Source organism: Lentzea sp. NPDC036949 (assembly GCF_055608075.1).
In genome coordinates this window covers 248,247-266,194 of record NZ_JBVJRA010000010.1, presented here as the reverse complement: position 1 = coordinate 266,194, position 17,948 = coordinate 248,247, and the positions used below count along the sequence as shown (strand labels likewise).

The window sequence follows — 17,948 nt, the reverse complement described above, 5'->3', positions numbered from 1 at the left end:
CGCAATCGGATTCAACTCGTTCACGGGCTGAACCGAGCACTCCCGTCCGCCCGTTTTCCTTGTGACACCGTTTCGCCGCGGGGGTCGATTCGGGACGACGAGGAGGTCGCATGACAGCTGGCGCGCACGATGCGGTCACACTTGGCTGCTACGCGCTCGGCGTTCTGGACGCGCAGGAGAGCCATGGCGTGGAGCAGCACCTGAGGGGCTGCCCCTCCTGCCGTGCGCAGGTCGCCGACTTCCACCGGATCCGCAGGGCGCTCGACGAGGTGCCCCGCGAGGTGTTCCTGCACGAGCTCGAAGACGACCTGCCCACGCCGTCGGACCTGGTGCTGCAGCGGGCGCTGCGGCAGATCAGGCAGGAGTCGGTCATCCCGCAGCCGCGGGTGGCCGACCCGCAGCCCAGAGCCAGTCCGCGGCAGGTGGAGGAGCTCGCGGAGCCGCAGCACGCCAAGGCCCGGCGCTGGCCGGGCTACCTCGCCGCCGCGGCCGTCGCCGCGGTGGTGGCGTTCGGCGGTGGTGCGGTCTTCATGCAGAACCGGGCACCGGACACGTCCATCTCCGCGTCGCGCAGCGGCGAGGGGACCTCGGGCGGGATCAGGCTGGTCGCGGAGGTCGCTCCGTCCTCGCAGGACCGCTACGAGGTCACCGCGAGGATCGAGGGCCTGCCCGCCGCCCAGAGGTGCAGGCTCGTCGTCATCGGCGCCGACGGGACGAGGACGGAGGCCCACGTGTGGACCTCCAGCGAGAAGGGGCGGCTCGAGGGAGTGACCGTGCGGGGCATGGTCAGCGTTCCCCTCGACGAGGTGAAGTCGGTGGCGGTCGAGAACGGGGACGGCAAGCCGTTCGTCGTGGCCACCATGTAGGAACGGACGAAGAAGGGCCCGCATTCTGTTCGGAATGCGGGCCCTTCTCGCATTGATGTCATTTATGCGGACTGCAATGCGAGCCACCCGCCGACCACGATGACCAACGCGGCTGTGCCCACGGGTGCGCAATGCGAGAGCAGTTTTGTGGCACGGCCGTCCAGCAGCCGTTCGACCCGGTCGCGGGCCTTCACCAGCAGCAGGCCGACGCCGGTCAGCGTCGCGGCCATGCCGAAGCCGTAGCCGAGGACCAGCAGCACGCCGAACCAGGTGCGCCCGAGCGCGACGGCGCCGAGCAGGACGACGAGCGCGGAGGGTGACGGGACCAGGCCGTTGGCCGCGCCCATGCCGATCAGGCTCGCCCGGCTGTACCCGTAACCGTGCCCGTGACCGTGCCCATGTCCGTGCCCGTGCCCGTGCCCGTGCCCGTGCCCGTGCCCGTGTCCGTGTCCGGCTCCCGCGAGCGCGGGTTCGCGGGTCAGCGCGGAGCGCAGCAGCAGGACGCCGATGCCGGTGATCAGCAGGCCGCTGACCAGCCCGAGCCAGCGCAGCACCTGCTCGCCGGCCAGCGCGCTGGAGGCGCTGACGACCAGGCCGAGCAGCAGCACGCCACCGGTGTGCGTGACCGTGACCGAGGCACCGACGACGAACGCGTCGCGCGGCGTGCCCTGACGGCCCGCCAGGTAGGCGGCGATGAGCGTCTTGCCGTGACCGGGCAGCGCGGCGTGCGAGGCACCGAGGACGAGCGAGAGCAGCAGCGCGAGGAAACCGAGCCACGGCGTGAGCTCGTCGCTGCCCAGGATGTCGTTGAGGGCGGCGGCCGTCGTGCTGAACGACCGGATCGGGGAACCGGTGGCCTGCTTGGGCTCCGACCCGGAACCGGGCTGCGCGGTGAACGCGACCGAGCGGACGTCGAGCGGGCTGCTGAGCAGGTCCTCCGGGTAGGTCCGCAGCTCGCCGCTGATGCTCTCGGTGGGCACGGGCGAGCCGGTGAGCCGCACCCCGGTGCCGGCGGCGGTGATCTCCCGCCAGCCGACCCGGTCGGTGTTCGACTCGTCGCGGAACTCCAGGCGGGCCGGCCGGGTGAGGTCGACCTTCGCGGTGAGCTCGCAGACCAGCCGGGTGGTGACCAGGTCGGCCTGCCCGACCGGGTGCTCCTTGGTGGCGCCGGCGACGGTCCAGGTGATCCGCCGGCCGTCCACGGTGGACCGGTCGGTGCCGGCCAGCTCGTCGCACCAGCGCCCGGCGTCGCGGTCCCGCAGGTTCTCCTGCAGCGTCGGGATCTCCGCGACGTCGACCACCGACCTGAGGTCGATCCGGTCGGGGTGCAGGTGCAGGCCGTGGTAGTGGTTGACGCTGAAGTTGCCCAGCGGGTGCCCGAAGGCCTCGCCCTGCAGGCCGAAGAACCCGGCCAGCAGCAGGGCGCCGATGACGGCGTACCTCACCGCCCGCCCCGCAGCTCGGCGAGCTTGCGGCCCGCCTTCAGCGCGTGCAGCGGGGAGAAGTTCGCGTTCAGCCGCAGCGCCCGCACCAGCGCCTCCTGCGCCTCGGCCACCCGGCCGAGCGCGGCGAGGATCATGCCGCGGTGGTAGGAGAACGTCGCGTTCTGCCAGCCCAGCGCGGCGGCGCGGTCGGCGTGGGCCAGCGCCTCGGCGTCCCGCCCGTTCACGTGCAGCGCCCACGCCATCGCGTCGGCGACGAACACGCTCTGCCGCTTGCCCCACTCCGACTCGGCCCGGCGCAGCGCCCGCACCCCGTCACCGCGGTCGGCCGCCACGAGCGCCGCGGCGAGGTCGTCGGAGGCACCCTGCGACTCCATCAGCCGCTGCTGCTCGGACAGCACGTCGTACTGCCGGGCCGCCTCCTGCGCCCTGCCGTCGGCCGCGAGCAGCTCCGCGTACTCCTGCAGGTACTGCGGCAGGGGAGCGCGGGCCACGAGCCTGCGGTACTCCTCGATCGCGACCGGGACGTCACCGCGTGCCGCCGCGACCTTCGCCTTGCCCTGGGTGAGGGTCATGTCGTCTCCTCTCGCCGCCAGACCCCGTTCGTAGTGCTGAGCGGCTTCGTCGAGCCGGTTGTGGTCGAACGCGAGCTCGCCCAGCCGGTACCGGCAGAAGGCGATCTCCTCGGGCGTCGCGGCCGCGTTCAGCGCGCGGGTCATCGCGGCGCGGGCGCCGTCGACGTCGCCGTGGAGCTCCAGGTGGAAGGAGGCGCGGGCGAACGAGGCCGTGTTCGGCTTGAGGTCGAGCATCCGCTGCACCGCGTCCTGTGCACCCGCGTCGTCGCCGAGCTGCGTCAGCGCGTCGGCCAGCACGCCGTAGCCCTCCGCGGAGGACGGCAGGGCGGCGACCGCCCGCAACCCCCACTCGCGTGCGGCGTGGAAGTCGTGCCGGGCGTTGGCCAGCGTGCCCATGCCGACGGCGGCCAGACCGGTGTCGCCCGCGTTCTTCAGCGCGCCCTCGGCCTTCGCGTAGTACGCCGGGTCGGCCGTGACCCGCGCGAGCTCCACGTAGGAAGCGCCGAGCCGCGCCCACGACGCCGGGTCGTCGGGCACCCGGTGCAGCCGCTGCTGGAGCTGGTGCACCACCCGGTGCAGCTGGTTCTGCTGCGCCACCACGGGAACAGGGGGCTCGCCCCCGGCCCTGCTGCCGGCAGGACCGGAGGCGACCAGGTGGACAAGCGCCGCGGTGACCAGGAGACCCACCGCGACGGCCTGTCGCTGCTGATACCTCACTTCGAGTGCGACCCGTACTCGCGGATGTGGGTCTGGCGCTTGCGCCACAGGAAGAAACCCGCGCCGAACACCAGCGCCGAGCCGACCGCGGTGGTCATCGCCATCGGGTCGAGGTTGCCGATCCGGCCGACCGGGTTCACCGCGACCTCGGCGGTGGTGCCCGAGGTGTTCACGGCCGTGCCGTTGCGGGGCAGCGCCACGTACGGGAACGCCGCCTCGAACGGCTGGTCGTTCTGGTCGACCTTGTCACCGGCGGCCAGCGCCTCGACGAGCTTGCCCGTCACCGCCGCGCCCTCGAACGCCTGCAGGCCGATGTCCACGACGTCGTCGGTGAGGCGGCGGCCGTTCGGGAAGCCCTGTGTGTCACCGGCGAGCAGCCCCAGGCGGTTCGGGTTCGGGTTGGGGTTGATCGACATGTTCAGCCGCAGCATCTCCGCGGGCCGGAACCGGTGCTTGTCGACGTCGGCGTTGTTGATCTGCGAGTTCAGGTCGGCGTTGATCTGCGCGCCGATCTTCGTGCTGATGCCGGTCAGGAAGATCTCGGCCAGGTCGTCGCGCTGGCCCTTCGGCGCCGGGATCTTGTAGATGGCCTCGACCAGCTTCGGCAGCTCCGGGTTCACCACCCGGTCCACCAGCTCCTTCACCCCGGCGTCCTGGTCGGGGCGCAGGCCGTTGAACGCGTCCTTGAGGCCCGCGGGCGCCACGACCTCGTTCACCAGCGGGTTGCCCAGGCGGGAGACCTGCACGAAGTCACCGACCGCCTCCGCCTTGCCCGGCGACAGCTTCATGGTGCGGCGCTGCGTGGTGCTCCAGATGCCGATGTTCGGGTTGCGGTTCGCGTCGTTCTTCAGCGCCAGCGCGTGCTTGGGCAGCTGGATCGCGATCGTGTTGACGTTGTAGCCGCGCAGGGTGTCCTGGCCGACCTCGCTCAGGTTCCCGCCGTAGAGCAGGTCGAACACCCGCAGGTCCAGGAAGAACGGGTCCTCGGCCGGCCCGACGTACACCTTGCCGCCACCGGGCAGCTGCACCGTCGCCTGGTCGCGCAGCTTCTTGAAGTCCGGCATCGACGCGGGGCCGTTCGGCGACGGCGCGACCGGGGCGTTGTCGACGAGCTTGACCTTCTGGCCGTTCTCGTAGATCGCCTCGATGTCGTAGCGCTGGCGGAACAGCAGGTTCTCGTCGTCGAGCGAGTCCACCTGGCCGTTGGTGTAGAGGAACGTGTTGTTCTTGCGGCGGTCGTCGTCGTGGAACTGCCAGCGCAGCACCACGTCGGCCTTGGCGTCGCCGTCGTTGTCGATGTTGAAGTCGTACTGCGCGTCCGTGGCCCACGGGAAGAAGTTCGGGCCCCCGTTGGGCTCCTGGAACGGGAACCAGTTGCCGACCAGGGTGACCGTGTCCCCGTGGTCGGGGCTGACGAACGCGTACAGGTCCGTGTTGTCCACGGCCGGGTCACCGGCGATGAGCGGTGCCTCGCGGTGGGAGGACGCGGTGGCACCGGATCCGCCGAACAGGGCGGCGTTGAGCAGGGTGGCTGCCACCAGCGCGGCCGCGGCCACCTGGCCGCGCCGACCGCTGAGGACGTGCGGTGACGACATCTCTGGTCTGCCTTTCGAGGGGGTCAGGCGCTGTGCATGAGCAGCGGGGGTTCGCCGGGGTGGGCTGAGTGCGCTGAGGTCCACCTCGCCCTGGTGAAGTCGCGGATGCCTTCGACGAGCCGCTCGACGTCGGACTCCGGCCGGACCACCAGGCGCGCGAAGACCCTGCTCATGCCGAGCTCGGTGCCGCACTCGCGGATGAGGACCCGGTGCCGGGACAGCAGCCGCAGGCTCTCCGCCGGCTCCTCGAACGTCTGCGGGGTCGGGAAGTGCGGGTTGCGCGGGATGCGGAAGCCCACCGGCTCACCCGCGCCCGTCCTGGCCGGCTCGAAGCAGGACGGGCTGTGCGCGGTCTGCTGGAAGGGACCCGGGTCCACACCGTGCCGCACGCGATCACCCCGTCCCGGTCGTCGATCTGACACCGGGGCATACGTGCCGCCGTTCACAGCGGTTCACGGACCAGTGTCGGGAAGGTCTCGGCTGGGTCACGCGCGCAACCTCGGCCCCCGCCGCCGACCGGGAGCACCCGCCGGTTTCCGGTCCACAGTGGACGATCGCAACCGCCTGATCCGGTCCCTCGCCCGACCCCGCACGTGCTCGGGCACCCGGCCTCGGGGCGCGCTCGGGCCCGTGACGTTCGACAACCGCCCGGTCGCCGTGGTCGTTTGGGCCGGTGAACCGCGTCTTGCCAGGTCAGCAGGCTTTCTCGGGACCGCCTGACCGGCGCGCGAGGTCGACGTCACCCGCCCTGCGGGTCGAAGGGCACCACCGTTGCGGAAAATTGTCGGTCCAGGCGGATACCCTGCTGGCAGTCCGCACACAATCCAGGGAGCACCACCCGTGACCGCTGAGACCCTGTACGGGGCCGACGACCTGACGCACCTCGAAGGTCTCGAGGCCGTCCGCAAGCGGCCAGGCATGTACATCGGGTCGACCGACAGCCGGGGCATCAACCACCTCTTCAGCGAGATCGTCGACAACTCGACCGACGAGGGCGTGGCCGGCCACGCCACCAAGATCGTCGTCACCCTGCACGCCGACGGCAGCGTCCAGGTCGACGACGACGGCCGCGGCATCCCCACCGACGTGCACGCCAAGTCCGGTCTGTCCGGTGTGGAACTGGTCCTCACCAAGCTGCACGCGGGCGGCAAGTTCGGCGGCTCCGGCTACAAGACCTCCGGCGGCCTGCACGGCGTCGGCGCCTCCGCCGTCAACGCCCTCTCCCACCGCTTCGACGTCACCGTCCGCCGCGGCGGCAAGGTCCACGAGATGTCGTTCACCCACGGCGTCCCCGGCGTCTTCGACGGCCCCGGCCCCAAGGCCGCGTTCACCCGCCAGAACGGCCTGAACGTCGTCGGCAAGATGAAGCGCGGCGAGTCGACCGGCACCTCCATCCGCTACTGGTACGACGCCCGCTACTTCGAGAACGGCGCCTCCCTGGACGTCGAGACCGTGCGCATGAAGCTGCGCAACACGGCGTTCCTCGTGCCCGGCGTCACCTACGTGCTCAAGTCGGCGCTGGAAGACGCGATCTCCGAAGAGGTCTTCCACTACCCCAACGGCCTGACCGACATGGTCGACTTCCTGGCCCCCTCCGGCGACCGCGCCGTCTCCGGCACCCTCGTCATCACCGGCACCGGCACCTACTTCGAGAACGCCGCCGACGAGAACGGCGTCATGCGGTCCAAAGTGGAGCGACAGGCCGAGGTCGAGGTCGCCCTGCGCTGGGGCACCGGCTACGACCGCACCGTCGAGTGCTTCACCAACACCATCCGCAACGTGCACGGCGGCACCCACCGCCGCGGCTTCGACCGCGCCGTGCTGAAGGCGGTCCAGGACGCCATCTCCAAGACCCGCGGCCTGCTGAAGCCCAAGGAGGACCCGCCCACGCTGGACGACGTGCTGGAGGGCATGACCGCCGTCGTCCACGTCCGCATCCCCGAACCCCAGTTCACCTCGCAGACCAAGGACGAGCTGTCCACCGCCGGCATCACCAAGGTGCTGCAGGGCATCGTCGACCAGCAGGTGCGCGCCTGGACCGAGGACCGCAGGACCAAGGTCGAGGCCAAGACCGTGCTCCAGAAGGTCGTCGACGCCTCCCGCGTCCGGCTGACCCAGAAGCAGCAGAAGGACGCGGCCCGGCGCAAGACGGCGCTCGAAGGCGCGGCGATGCCGGCGAAGCTGGTGGACTGCCGGACCACGGGTGTGTCGCGGTCTGAGCTCTTCCTCGTGGAGGGCGACAGCGCCCTCGGGTGTTTCACCGCTGAGACGCAGGTCGCGCTGGCGTCTGGCAAGTCGCTGTCGTTCCTGGAACTGGTCGACGACTGGCAGCGCGGTGTGACGCACTTCGGCTACGCGACGAACAAGGCCGGCCGCGTGGTCGTCGTGCCGCTGGTCGAGCCGCGGCTGACGAAGAGGGATGCCCCGCTGGTCCGCGTCACCCTGGACAACGGCGCGTCGGTCCGCTGCACCCCCGACCACCTGTTCCGCCTGCGCGACGGCTCGTACCGCCGCGCCGACGCGCTGCAGCCCGGCGACTCGCTGATGCCGCTCTACCGGTCGGTGTCGTCGAAGGCCGAGGGCCACAACCTCGACGGCTACGAGCGGGTGTGGATGAACGACCGGCAGGAATGGGTCTACACCCACTACCTGGCCGATGCCCACAACCTGCGCCACGGCCTCGACAGCGCCGCGAACGGCAACGTCCGCCACCACGTGGACGTGGACAAGCGCAACAACGACCCGGCGTTCCGCGCCCGCATCGAGCAGGACTTCCAGGACCGGTACGCCGGGCTGAGCGACGCTGACAGGGCCGCCCACTCCGCCCGGCTGCGGGAAGCGGCGACGCTGGTCAACCACGCGGTCGCCGCTGTCGAGGCGTTGCCGGAGCGCGAGGACGTCTACGACCTGACCGTGGACGGCTACCACAACTTCGCGCTCGAAGCCGGTGTGTTCGTGCACAACAGCGCGCGCATGGCCCGCGTGTCCGAGTACCAGGCGCTCCTCCCGTTGCGCGGCAAGATCCTCAACGTCCAGAAGGCGTCCCTCGCCGACACGCTGCGCAACGCCGAGATCGCCTCCATCGTCCAGGTCCTCGGCGCCGGCACCGGCCGCACGTTCGACATCTCCCAGATGCGCTACGGCCGGGTGATCCTGATGGCCGACGCGGACGTGGACGGCAGCCACATCCGCACGTTGCTGATCACGCTGTTCGCGAAGTACATGCGCCCGGTGATCGAGGACGGCCGCCTCTACGCGGCCATGCCCCCGTTGCACAAGGTCATGACCCGCGGCCGCAACGCCGAGACGCACTTCACCTTCACCCAGCGGCAGATGGAGCAGACCGTCGCGCGGCTGGAGAAGGCCGGCAAGCAGGTAGTGACGCCGGTGCCGCGGTTCAAGGGCCTGGGTGAGATGGACGCGGACGAGCTGTGGGAGACCACGATGAACCCCGCGACCCGCAGTGTCCGCCGCATCACGATGGACGACGTCGAGGCCGCGGAGGTCGCGCTGGAGCTGCTGATGGGCGAGAAGGTCGAGCCGCGCCGCAACTGGCTCGTCGAGTCCGCCGCACGGGTCGACCAGTCGGCCATCGACCTCTAAGCCTTCTCGAGAGAACAGACGGAGTTACGAAGTCATGGCACGCCGTAAGGGACCCACGACCAAGGTCGATCCGGCCGCGTTCGACCGGGCCGGTGCCCGTGTGCTCGACAACTCGCTGAAGACGGAGATCGAGGACTCGTACCTGGAGTACGCGTACTCGGTCATCCACTCGCGGGCTCTGCCGGACGCGCGGGACGGCCTCAAGCCGGTGCACCGCCGCATCCTGTTCTCGATGAACCAGAACGGGCAGCGGCCGAACACCCCGTACGTGAAGTCGTCGCGCGTAGTCGGCGACACCATGGGCCGGTACCACCCGCACGGTGACACGGCGATCTACGACGCGCTGGTCCGTCTCGCTCAGGACTTCAGCCTCAACGAGCCGCTGATCGACGGCCACGGCAACTTCGGCAGCCCCGATGACGGTCCCGCGGCGAGCAGGTACACCGAGTGCCGCATGTCGCCGGTCGCCATGCAGCTGGTCGGCGAGCTCAACGAGGAGACGGTCGACTTCCGTCCGAACTACGACGGTTCGCTGGACGAGCCGAGCGTGCTGCCGGCGGCGTTCCCGAACCTGCTGGTCAACGGCACGTCCGGCATCGCGGTCGGCATGGCGACGAACATGATCCCGCACAACCTGCGCGAGGTGGTGGGTGCGGCGCGGTGGCTCATCACGCACCCGAACGCCGACCTCGACAAGCTCATGGAGTTCGTCCCGGGACCGGACCTGCCCACCGGTGGCATCCTGCTCGGCCTCGACGAGGTGAGGAAGGCCTACGAGACCGGTCGCGGTGTCGTGCGGATGCGCGCGAAGATCGAGATCGGCCCGCTGGAGGGGTCGCGCGGGCGGCAGGCCATCACCGTCACGGAGCTGCCGTACGGCGTGGGTGCGGAGCGGATCGTCGAGAAGATCACCGACGAGGTGAACAAGTCGAAGCGGCTGACCGGCATCGCGGACGTCAAGGACCTGACCGACCGCGAGAACGGCATCCGGCTCGTCATCGAGTGCAAGGTCGGGGTGAACCCGCAGGCGCTGCTCGCGGACCTGTACCGGTTGACGCCGATGGAGCAGTCGTTCGGCATCAACAACCTGGTGCTGGTGGACGGGCAGCCGCGGACGCTCGGGCTCAAGGGGCTGCTGGAGGTCTTCCTGCGGCACCGCTACGACGTCGTCACGCGCAGGACGAAGTTCCGCAGGCGCAAGCGCGAGGAGCGGTTGCACCTGGTCGAGGGGCTGCTCAGGGCGCTGCTCGACATCGACAAGGTCATCAAGCTGATCCGGGGCAGCGAGAACGCCGCCGCCGCGAAGGACGGCCTGATGAAGCAGTTCACGCTCTCGGAGATCCAGGCGTCCTACATCCTCGACACGCCGCTGCGGCGCCTCACCAGATACGACAAGATCGAGCTGGAGGGCGAGCAGGACAAGCTCACCAGGGAGATCGCGGAGCTGACGGCGATCCTGGAGGACGACGGCGTCCTGAAGAAGCTCGTGTCGAGCGAGCTGGCCGCGGTGGCGAAGGAGCTGGGCGGGGACCGCAGGACGAGCCTCATCGACGGTGACCTCAAGGAGGTGCTGGCGGCGTCGAAGCCGGCCGGGCCGCTGGAGGTCGCGGACGACCCGTGCCAGGTGATCCTGAGCGCCACCGGGCTCGTCGCGCGCACGGCGGCGGAGTCGGAGGAGGCGTCGGAGGGCAAGCGGCGGGCCGGGCGGGTCAAGCACGACGCGGTGGCCGCGCTGGTGCACTCCACGGCGCGCGGTCAGGTCGTGCTGGTCACGAACCGGGGGCGGGCGTTCAAGACGGACGTGCTGCCGCTGCCGGTGCTGCCGGAGCAGAGCGGGACGGTGAGCCTGCGCGGCGGCATGGCGGCCAGTGAGCTGGTGCCGCTGGAGAAGGGCGAGAAGGTCGTCGGCATCGCGCCGCTCGACCCGGGGTCCTCGCCGGGCATCGCGCTGGGCACGAAGCTGGGCACGGTCAAGGTGTGCTCGCCGGAGTGGCCGGTGCGGTCGGACGAGTTCGAGGTCATCACGCTCAAGGACGGCGACGAGGTCGTCGGCGCGACCTGGCTGGACGACGGCACGGAGGCGCTGGCGTTCGTCAGCTCCGACTCGTCGTTGCTGCGCTACGACGCGAAGCTGGTGCGGCCGCAGGGCCTCAAGGGCGGCGGCATGGCGGGCATCAACCTCAGCGGTGACGCGCACGTGCTGTTCTTCGGCGCGGTCAAGACGGGTGACGGCCAGCACGGCGAGCCGATGGTGGTCACGTCGAGCGGGCAGAGCGTCAAGGTCACGCCGTTCGCCGAGTACCCGGCGAAGGGGCGCGCGACCGGCGGTGTGCGGTCGCAGCGGTTCCTGAAGGGCGAGACGCACCTGGTGGTGGCGTGGATCGGGTCGCGACCGGCCGGGTCCGACGTGAAGGGCACGCCGGTGGAGCTGCCGGAGATCGACCCGCGCCGCGACGGGTCCGGGCACGCGCACCCCGGTCCGGACGTGGTGGGCCACCTGATCGAGAGGGACTAGGTGTTCCGGCGGTTCGAGGCCGGCGAGGCGGAGGCGTTGGCCGACTTCCTCGCCGGCGAGCCGTGGCCGTTCCACGCGAACGCCACCGTCGACCGCGCGGACGTGCTCGACCGCGTCCGGTCCGGGTACTACGACGAGACGTACTGGATCGAGGTGGCGGGGGAGCGGGCCGGGATCGTGCGGCTGTTCGACCTCGGGGACGAGACGCCGATGTTCGACCTGCGGGTGGGCGCACGGCACCGCGGCCGCGGCCTGGGCAGGGCCGCGGTCCGCTGGCTCACCGACAAGCTCTTCACCGAGCTGGCGCACGTGCAGCGGATCGAGGCCACGACCCGGCAGGACAACCTGGCGATGCGCCGCGTGTTCGCGCAGTGCGGCTACGTCAAGGAGGCGCACTACCGCCGGGCGTGGCCGGACGGTGAGGGCCGCCGGTTCGACTCGGTGGGGTACGCGGTGCTCCGGCACGACTGGCGCACGGGGACGACGACCGTGCCGGACTTCCACGACCTCGACCAGGAGCCGTAGCTCCCGTCCGCGCGGGGCGGGGCCGCGTCATCCGCCGTGCTCGATCCCCGCGCGCCGCACCCTCGCCTCCGCGACGATCCGGTCCGCCTCGTCGAGTGCGACGTCGCGCAGCTCCGCGAGGGCCCGCATCGCCTCGGCGCGGCGGGCGGACATGGCGAGCCGGAAGTCCTCGCGGACCTCCTCGCGCTGGGCCGCGGCCTGTTCTTCGAGGCCGCGGGCGCGCGACTCGGCCTCCCCGACGATCATCAACGCCTGGAGCTGCGCGTCCCTGATGACCTCGCGGCGTTCCTCCTCGGCCAGCGCGACCATGCGCGCGAGCCGTTCGGGCAGGCCCCTGAGGTCGATCGGGGTCAGGCAGATGCGGTGCAGGCCGTCCTGCAGCGCCGTGTTCTCCTCCTGCACCGACATCAACCTGCTGGCCAGCGCGTCGGCGCGGGCCTCGGAGGCGTCGCGGTCGGCGGTGACCAGGCGCAGCTCGGCCTCCAGCTCGGCGACGTAGTCGTCCACCTCGTCCCGGTCGTAGCCGCGCCAGCGCAGCCCGAACCACGTGCGCAGCGGAACCAGGTCCGCCCTGCTCTCGACGGTCACGTGCGGCCTCCCATGCCTCCCGCGAGTCAGTCCTGACAGGGGGTACGTACGCGGTGCGGCATCGGTTCTACCGAGTTCACCGGGCACAATGTGGACGTGACCACCAAACTGTGCCCCTGCGGCACCGGCCAGTCCTATGTGGACTGCTGCGGTGCGCTCCACTCCGGCGTCCGCACGGCGGCGACCGCTGAGCAGCTGATGCGCTCCCGGTACAGCGCTTTCGCACTGTCCGATGAGGACTACCTGCTGCGCACCTGGCACTCGCGGCACCGGCCGTCGGACGCGGGCACCGGCGACAACGACCGCTGGCTGAAGCTCGAGGTGCTGGCGACCGAGAACGGCGGATTGCTCCAGAACGAGGGCGTCGTCGAGTTCCGGGCGCACTACGTGGGCGGTGTCGTGCACGAGCGCAGCCGCTTCATCAGGGAGAACGGCCAGTGGGTGTACCTGGAGGGTGACCAGAAGTGACGACCGTGACGATCGGGAGCCGGTTCAACGGCCCGCCGGGGACGGGCAACGGCGGCTACGTCTCCGGCCGCCTCGCCGCGCACGTCGGCGCCGGTCCGGTGAGCGTGCGGCTGCGCAAGCCGGTGCCGCTGGACCGGGAGATGCGGGTCCGCGACGGTGAGCTGCTCGACGGTGACGTGGTGATCGCCTCGGCCGCACCGGCGGCGCTCGACCTGGTGGTCCCTGCCGTCCCCACGCTGGCGGAGGCCCGCGCGGCGGCGGCGCAGGTGCCGTGGCGCGACCGGCACCCGTTCCCGACCTGTTTCGGCTGCGGCCCCGACCGCGAGGACGGCATCGGCGCGCTGCTCGGGCCGCTCGCGGGCCGGGAGGAGTGGGCCGGGGTCTGGCGCCCGACCGCGGTCCTGCCCCACGAGGGCGGGCACGTGCTGCCCGAGGTCGTGTGGGCGGCGCTGGACTGCCCGTCGGCCCAGCCGGTGGCCCCCGACGGCGGTCCGGCGTTCGTGCTCGGCACGTTCGTGGCGCAGGTGGAGCGGCCGGTCGAGCTGGACGTGGACCACGTGCTGCTCGCGTGGGAGCTCGGCCGCGAGGGGCGCAAGGCGTACTCCGCGTCGGCCATCATCGGCCCGGACGGTGTGTGCGGCCGGGCGACCGCGGTGTGGGTCTCGATCGGATGACACCAAATAACCCGACTGGGTGACGGAGCGCTGACGCGTGTTGATAGCGTGCACGACCGTTGCCCGGTTCCACCGAAAGGGCGAGTGAACGGGATGGCACGGAGGTGATCAGGCGCTTGATGGGCCGACGTGCCGCCGCCCGCGGCGACCAACAGACGCAACAGGTGCAGCCGATGCACGCACAGGCCCAGGAACAGGCCCTGCAACCGGCCGAGCAGCCGACGCCCACCTACGAGGTGCCGGCGTCCTACGAGGCCCCGTCGTCGTACGAGTACGAACCGGAGCCGCCGAAGCCGCCGCAGCCGCAGCGGACGCCGTACGCGGCGAACTTCGTCGGTGCCACGCTCGTCGTCTCCGCACCGGAGGGACCGGGTCAGGGCGCGACCGGGCTGGCGCGCGCACTGCCGGCCGACCGCGGTCGCACCGTGGTCGTCGTCGACTTCCCCAGCGGGGACCAGAGCACGTTCTGGCCGCACGTCGTGACGGCGCTGAACGGGCGCGGGCCGGTCCGGCTCGCCGTCTCGCACGCCGGCACGATGCGCCCCACCGCGCCCGCGCAGTGGCTGGCCGAGCAGCTGCAGACCGAGGTCGTGGCCCCGGACGGCGTGCTGACGACCGTGCCGGGTGCCGCGTTCGTGGTCGGCTCCCAGGGCTACGGCAGCTGGGTGCGGTTCCAGCCGAACGCCTCGCCGATGCCGTTCGGCCGCCGCTTCCCGGTGCCGCAGTGGGAGGCAATGGACCCGAACTCGCCGTGGCCCACCGGCGAGGTCGGCGTCTCCGAACCCATCCCGTCGGGGCTGTGGCTGCGCGCGCAGCAGCCGCCGTTCGACCCGTCCGCCCCGGACGCCCGCCCCATCGTGGCGCTGCCGTGCCGCGACAACGTGCTGACCGTGGTCGTCGGCGGGCCTGGCCAGCCGGCCATCCCGACCGACGAGGTCTGCCGGCTCCTCACCGCGCTGCCCCAGGCCGCCCGGTCGCGGGTGCGGCTCGTGCCCTACGGCGTCGACGCCGAGCTGGGCAAGCTGGTCGCCGACGAACTCGGCGAGCCGATCGCCGCGTTCACCGGCCTGCCGGTCGGCAACCTGCGCGGCGGCGGTCCCGCGGTCATCGCGGTCGACCCGCGCGGGCAGCAGACGTGGCGGCCGTTCGTGACCGAGGTGCAGTGCGTCCCGCACGAGAGCGTGCCGGTCGTGACCGGCTACCGCACGCCGGTGCCGGGCCTGAGCGAGGTCTCGCCGGGCGTGTTCTCGCTCGGCGACGGCGTGGTGCTCGAAGTCGTGCCCTCGGGTCTGTGGGTGCGCGAGCACGACGAGCCGTACAACGCCGCCGAGGTCCGCTCTCAGGCCGTGGACCCGGAATGGGCACGTCTGACCGTGGGCACGCCAGGGCGCACGACGCCCGGTGCGGTCGCGGTGCACGGCGCTGCTCTCGTGGAACGCCTTGAGCCCGAGGTCCGCAAGCTGCTTCGAGTCGTCTTCTGCGACTCGAAGGTGTCACCGCCGCCTCCGCCGCCCCCCTCGGTGCCGCAGCACGCCGCCCCGGCCCACGCCGCGGTGGACGGCGGGTTCGCCGAGCCCGCCGAAGCGCCACCGGTGGCGAAGACCGGGTCGTCCGCCACCATCGCCGCGGCGCTCGGTGCGGCCGCGCACGCGTTGTCGCAGCGCGACTCCGCGGACAACGGCACCGGCTTCTTCGCGGCCGTGACGCCAGCGGATGCGGAGCGGCCCACGTTCGGTGCCGGGGTGACGCCTGCGGGATCGGAGCGACCGGCGTACGCGGAGCCCGACCACCCGGCGCGGCCCAGTTTCGGTGCCGGGGTGACGGCCGACTACGAGCCGCGACCCGCCTACGAACCCGAGGCACCGCGCGCCACGTTCGCCGGCATCCCGGTCGACACCGACCAGCCTGCCCGGTCCGCGTTCGCCGAGCCCGAGTCGCCCCGCCCGGTGTTCGTCGGTGTGCCGGTCGACCAGGAGGCGACGGTCCGGGTCGCGTTCGCCGCGGTGGGCGCTGATCCGGAACAGCCGGCCCGGCCCGCCTTCGGTGCCGCGGCCGTCGAGGGCGGTCCGGCCATGGCGGCCGTGACGTCGCACGCGCTGGCCGACCCCGACGACGCCGCCTACCCGTCGTCCGACCCGGACGCCGCCGCAGTGCGGTTCCGCGTCGACGGGCCGCTGCCCGCCCAGCCGCTGGCCTTGTGGGAGCAGCCCGCGCAGGGCACCGGCGACCGCGAGACCGTGGCACCCGACCACAGCAGCTCGGAGGTCGAACGCGACGCCGTGCGCCGTGCGCTGGGCGAACGGTACGGCGCGCACGCGGCGACCGTGTGCCGGCTGCTGGCGCAACGACCCGACGCCGAGGAGGACCCGGCGGCGTTCGAGGCGATGGTCACCGACCTGACGGCGTTGCTCGCGTGCGTGTCACAGGACGAGGAGATGGTCGTCGAGACGCTGCGCATGGGCCGCCTGGGCCGGTTGCGCCCGTACGTCGCGTGCATCGTCTCGGGGCTGAACCGGCTGCCGGTGCACAACGGCGTGGCGACCGTGTGGGGTGTCACCGGCCCGACCGGGCCGCGGCGCTACCGCAGCGGTGACGTCCTGGTCGAGCACGGCCTGCTGGACGCCGTCGCGAACCCCGTCCAGCGCGTCGAGGGCGCGGTCGAGTACCTGCTGTGGTCGGTCACCGGCCGCAGGGTCGAGGTCGCCGACCGCGTCGCCGTGGCCACCGAGGAACGCGTCGTCTTCCCGCCCAGCACCACGTTCCGGGTGCTCGCGGTCTCCGAGGCCGAGGGCGAGCACCCGATGCAGGTGCTGCTGCAGGAGGTCGCGGGCCCCGCGGCCGACCAGGAGATCGCGAACCTGCGGCCCAGCGTGCTGTCCCGGCTGGAACGCGCGGCCGCGAACCTGCGCGTGCTGCCGTCGGTGCCGGCCGCCGCGGTGCAGGCCTGACCGCCCACCCGGGCATCCGGTACGCCGAACCGGCGGTCGGCCCGCTGCGCCTGCGTCCGCCCGTGGACTGCGACGGCGAGCCGACCGGCGCGTTCGGCGACCGGCACCCGCCTCGCCGAGCAGGCCGGCGGCTACCGCTTGGTCTACGCGCACCCCGGCGCGGACGTGCCCGCCGTGTTCCGCGGCGACATCGCACGGGCGTGGGCCGCGTTCGCGCACACCGGCAACCCCGGCTGGCCGCGCGAGGTCAGTTTTCGGTGGTGAGCCCGAGCGTGCCGTCGAGCTTCGGCACGCAGGCCCCGTCGCGCTCGTCGGCGGCCAGGAACTCGCTCAGGCAGTTCGCGAGCTGCTCGTGCCCGCGGGCGTTGGGGTGGAACGACTCCTGCCACGCGTGCGCCGACCGCCGGTCGTCCTTCAGGCCGTCCCAGTCCAGCGTCAGCCGGGTGAACCACTCCTCCTCCGGTGACGAGCCGCCCGCGCACGCCTCGTGGCCCTCACCGGCCCGTGCCAGGTCGAGGAACCGGGCGTTGACCTTCCCGGCCGCCACGCGCAACCCGTTCGACAGCTCCGGCACGCCCTCCTCGACGACCCACTCCAGGTCACCGGTGCGCAGCGGGCAGCCGGACAGGTTCTGCAGCGACTTCGGCACGTTCGGCGCGACCGGCGCCGCGTAGGACTGCACGACGAGCTGGTAGGACGAGTCGAGGTAGCCCGAGTCGCGCATGGTCTGGCGGATCGCGTTCAGCGTGTTCTCGACCTTCGGCACCATCTTCGCGACCCGCTTGGTCCACTCCGGCGCCACCTTCGCCGTGCAGTCGCTGCGCGCACCCCACGCCTGCACGCACGTGTTGAGGATGTCCGCGAACTTGGGGTCGTCGTTGGCCCCGACGGCCACCACGAGCACGACGACCCGATGGGAGCCGGCGATCCTGCGCAGCTCCGGCAGCTGCTGGGTGCGCAGCCGGTCCGAGTTCGCGCCCGAACAGGCCAGGTTGAACCGCTCGTCGGCCTCGAACCGCGCCTTCATGATCGACGCCTCGCTGGAGCGGTGGCACCAGTTGCCGCCCTCCTCGCCGTTCGTGCCCGGCTCGTAGGAGCCGGCGCCCTCACCGGACAGGGTGCTGTCGCCGAGCGCCACCACCGCCGTCCTGGACTCGCGGTCGGGGTCGGACGGCGGCGGGAACGGGTGGTCGCTCACGACCAGCACGATCGCCAGCACGACGATCGCTATCAGCGGAAGAACTCTGCGCATCGCACACCAGCCTACCGACCCCCTCCCCGCCCGCCCGCTTGCCGCACGCGGGGACCTCCCGTGCGCCAGGAGAGTACGAAAGCTCCCCGCGTGCACTCCGCTGGCTTGCTTGCTGCGCGTGGGGGCCTTTCGTGCGCCAGGAGAGTACGGAAGCTCCCCGCGTGCACCTGAGCGGTGGCC

General features: G+C 71.9%; 14 protein-coding genes. 8 read left to right on the top strand and 6 right to left on the bottom strand.

The features are described from left to right. The first annotated feature begins 110 nt into the window (after window positions 1-110). Entirely contained in the window at window positions 111-866 is a 756-nt protein-coding gene (locus ACZ7CD_RS27555) for an anti-sigma factor family protein (protein ID WP_470380029.1), read from the top strand. A gap of 62 nt (window positions 867-928) precedes the next feature. Here ACZ7CD_RS27555 and ACZ7CD_RS27550 read toward each other — a convergent pair whose 3' ends face one another. The 4 genes from ACZ7CD_RS27550 to ACZ7CD_RS27535 are packed head-to-tail and all read right to left on the bottom strand — an operon-like array spanning window position 929 to window position 5,584. Beyond that, window positions 929-2,311 (bottom strand): nickel/cobalt transporter, encoded by a 1,383-nt coding sequence (locus ACZ7CD_RS27550; protein WP_470380028.1) that lies wholly within the window; start codon window positions 2,309-2,311, stop codon window positions 929-931. Further along, the gene (locus tag ACZ7CD_RS27545) at window positions 2,308-3,570 is read right to left on the bottom strand and encodes a tetratricopeptide repeat protein (protein ID WP_360396461.1); all 1,263 of its coding nucleotides are present in this window, start codon (window positions 3,568-3,570) and stop codon (window positions 2,308-2,310) included. The genes ACZ7CD_RS27550 and ACZ7CD_RS27545 overlap by 4 nt, the downstream gene beginning before the upstream one ends. 26 nt (window positions 3,571-3,596) lie before the next feature. Further along, on the bottom strand, window positions 3,597-5,195 hold the full coding sequence (locus ACZ7CD_RS27540; RefSeq protein ID WP_458431366.1) for a DUF4331 domain-containing protein: 1,599 nt from the start codon (window positions 5,193-5,195) through the stop codon (window positions 3,597-3,599). Between the two features lie 23 nt (window positions 5,196-5,218). Further along, window positions 5,219-5,584, bottom strand: coding sequence for a hypothetical protein (locus ACZ7CD_RS27535; RefSeq protein ID WP_470371184.1), 366 nt, complete (start codon window positions 5,582-5,584; stop codon window positions 5,219-5,221). Between the two features lie 451 nt (window positions 5,585-6,035). Here ACZ7CD_RS27535 and ACZ7CD_RS27530 point away from each other — a divergent pair, with 451 nt between their 5' ends. Genes ACZ7CD_RS27530 through ACZ7CD_RS27520 form a run of 3 tightly spaced genes read left to right on the top strand, consistent with a single transcriptional unit; the run spans window position 6,036 to window position 11,838 of the window. After that, window positions 6,036-8,798 (top strand): ATP-binding protein, encoded by a 2,763-nt coding sequence (locus ACZ7CD_RS27530; RefSeq protein ID WP_470380027.1) that lies wholly within the window; start codon window positions 6,036-6,038, stop codon window positions 8,796-8,798. A gap of 34 nt (window positions 8,799-8,832) precedes the next feature. Beyond that, window positions 8,833-11,313 carry a DNA gyrase/topoisomerase IV subunit A gene (locus ACZ7CD_RS27525; RefSeq protein WP_470380026.1) on the top strand — a complete coding sequence of 827 codons (2,481 nt, stop codon included), beginning with the start codon at window positions 8,833-8,835 and terminating at the stop codon, window positions 11,311-11,313. Further along, entirely contained in the window at window positions 11,314-11,838 is a 525-nt protein-coding gene (locus ACZ7CD_RS27520; protein WP_360396470.1) for a GNAT family N-acetyltransferase, read from the top strand. Between the two features lie 27 nt (window positions 11,839-11,865). Here ACZ7CD_RS27520 and ACZ7CD_RS27515 read toward each other — a convergent pair whose 3' ends face one another. Beyond that, window positions 11,866-12,426, bottom strand: coding sequence for a DivIVA domain-containing protein (locus tag ACZ7CD_RS27515; RefSeq protein ID WP_360396472.1), 561 nt, complete (start codon window positions 12,424-12,426; stop codon window positions 11,866-11,868). A 96-nt stretch (window positions 12,427-12,522) separates the two neighbouring features. On the opposite strand from ACZ7CD_RS27515, the gene ACZ7CD_RS27510 reads away from it, so the two are divergent. From ACZ7CD_RS27510 to ACZ7CD_RS27495, 4 genes are all read left to right on the top strand, one after another. Continuing rightward, on the top strand, window positions 12,523-12,894 hold the full coding sequence (locus tag ACZ7CD_RS27510; protein ID WP_360396473.1) for a YchJ family protein: 372 nt from the start codon (window positions 12,523-12,525) through the stop codon (window positions 12,892-12,894). After that, window positions 12,891-13,568: a hypothetical protein gene (locus ACZ7CD_RS27505; protein ID WP_470380025.1), complete on the top strand. Its 678-nt coding sequence runs from the start codon at window positions 12,891-12,893 to the stop codon at window positions 13,566-13,568. The genes ACZ7CD_RS27510 and ACZ7CD_RS27505 overlap by 4 nt, the downstream gene beginning before the upstream one ends. Before the next feature lie 173 nt (window positions 13,569-13,741). Further along, window positions 13,742-16,516 (top strand): hypothetical protein, encoded by a 2,775-nt coding sequence (locus tag ACZ7CD_RS27500; protein WP_470380024.1) that lies wholly within the window; start codon window positions 13,742-13,744, stop codon window positions 16,514-16,516. A 138-nt stretch (window positions 16,517-16,654) separates the two neighbouring features. Beyond that, entirely contained in the window at window positions 16,655-16,780 is a 126-nt protein-coding gene (locus ACZ7CD_RS27495) for a hypothetical protein (RefSeq protein ID WP_470374836.1), read from the top strand. Here the strand turns inward: ACZ7CD_RS27495 and ACZ7CD_RS27490 are convergent. Beyond that, window positions 16,764-17,768, bottom strand: a complete 1,005-nt coding sequence (locus ACZ7CD_RS27490; RefSeq protein WP_470380023.1) for a GDSL-type esterase/lipase family protein — start codon at window positions 17,766-17,768, stop codon at window positions 16,764-16,766. The genes ACZ7CD_RS27495 and ACZ7CD_RS27490 overlap by 17 nt on opposite strands. Window positions 17,769-17,948 lie beyond the last annotated feature (180 nt).

Excerpts from the sequence above, each read along its gene's own strand:
- ACZ7CD_RS27525 (WP_470380026.1), top strand. The coding sequence starts at position 8,833 with ATGGCACGCCGTAAGGGACCCACGACCAAGGTCGATCCGGCCGCGTTC.
- ACZ7CD_RS27540 (WP_458431366.1), bottom strand. The coding sequence starts at position 5,195 with ATGTCGTCACCGCACGTCCTCAGCGGTCGGCGCGGCCAGGTGGCCGCG.
- ACZ7CD_RS27490 (WP_470380023.1), bottom strand. The coding sequence starts at position 17,768 with ATGCGCAGAGTTCTTCCGCTGATAGCGATCGTCGTGCTGGCGATCGTG.
- ACZ7CD_RS27500 (WP_470380024.1), top strand. The coding sequence starts at position 13,742 with ATGCACGCACAGGCCCAGGAACAGGCCCTGCAACCGGCCGAGCAGCCG.
- ACZ7CD_RS27555 (WP_470380029.1), top strand. The coding sequence starts at position 111 with ATGACAGCTGGCGCGCACGATGCGGTCACACTTGGCTGCTACGCGCTC.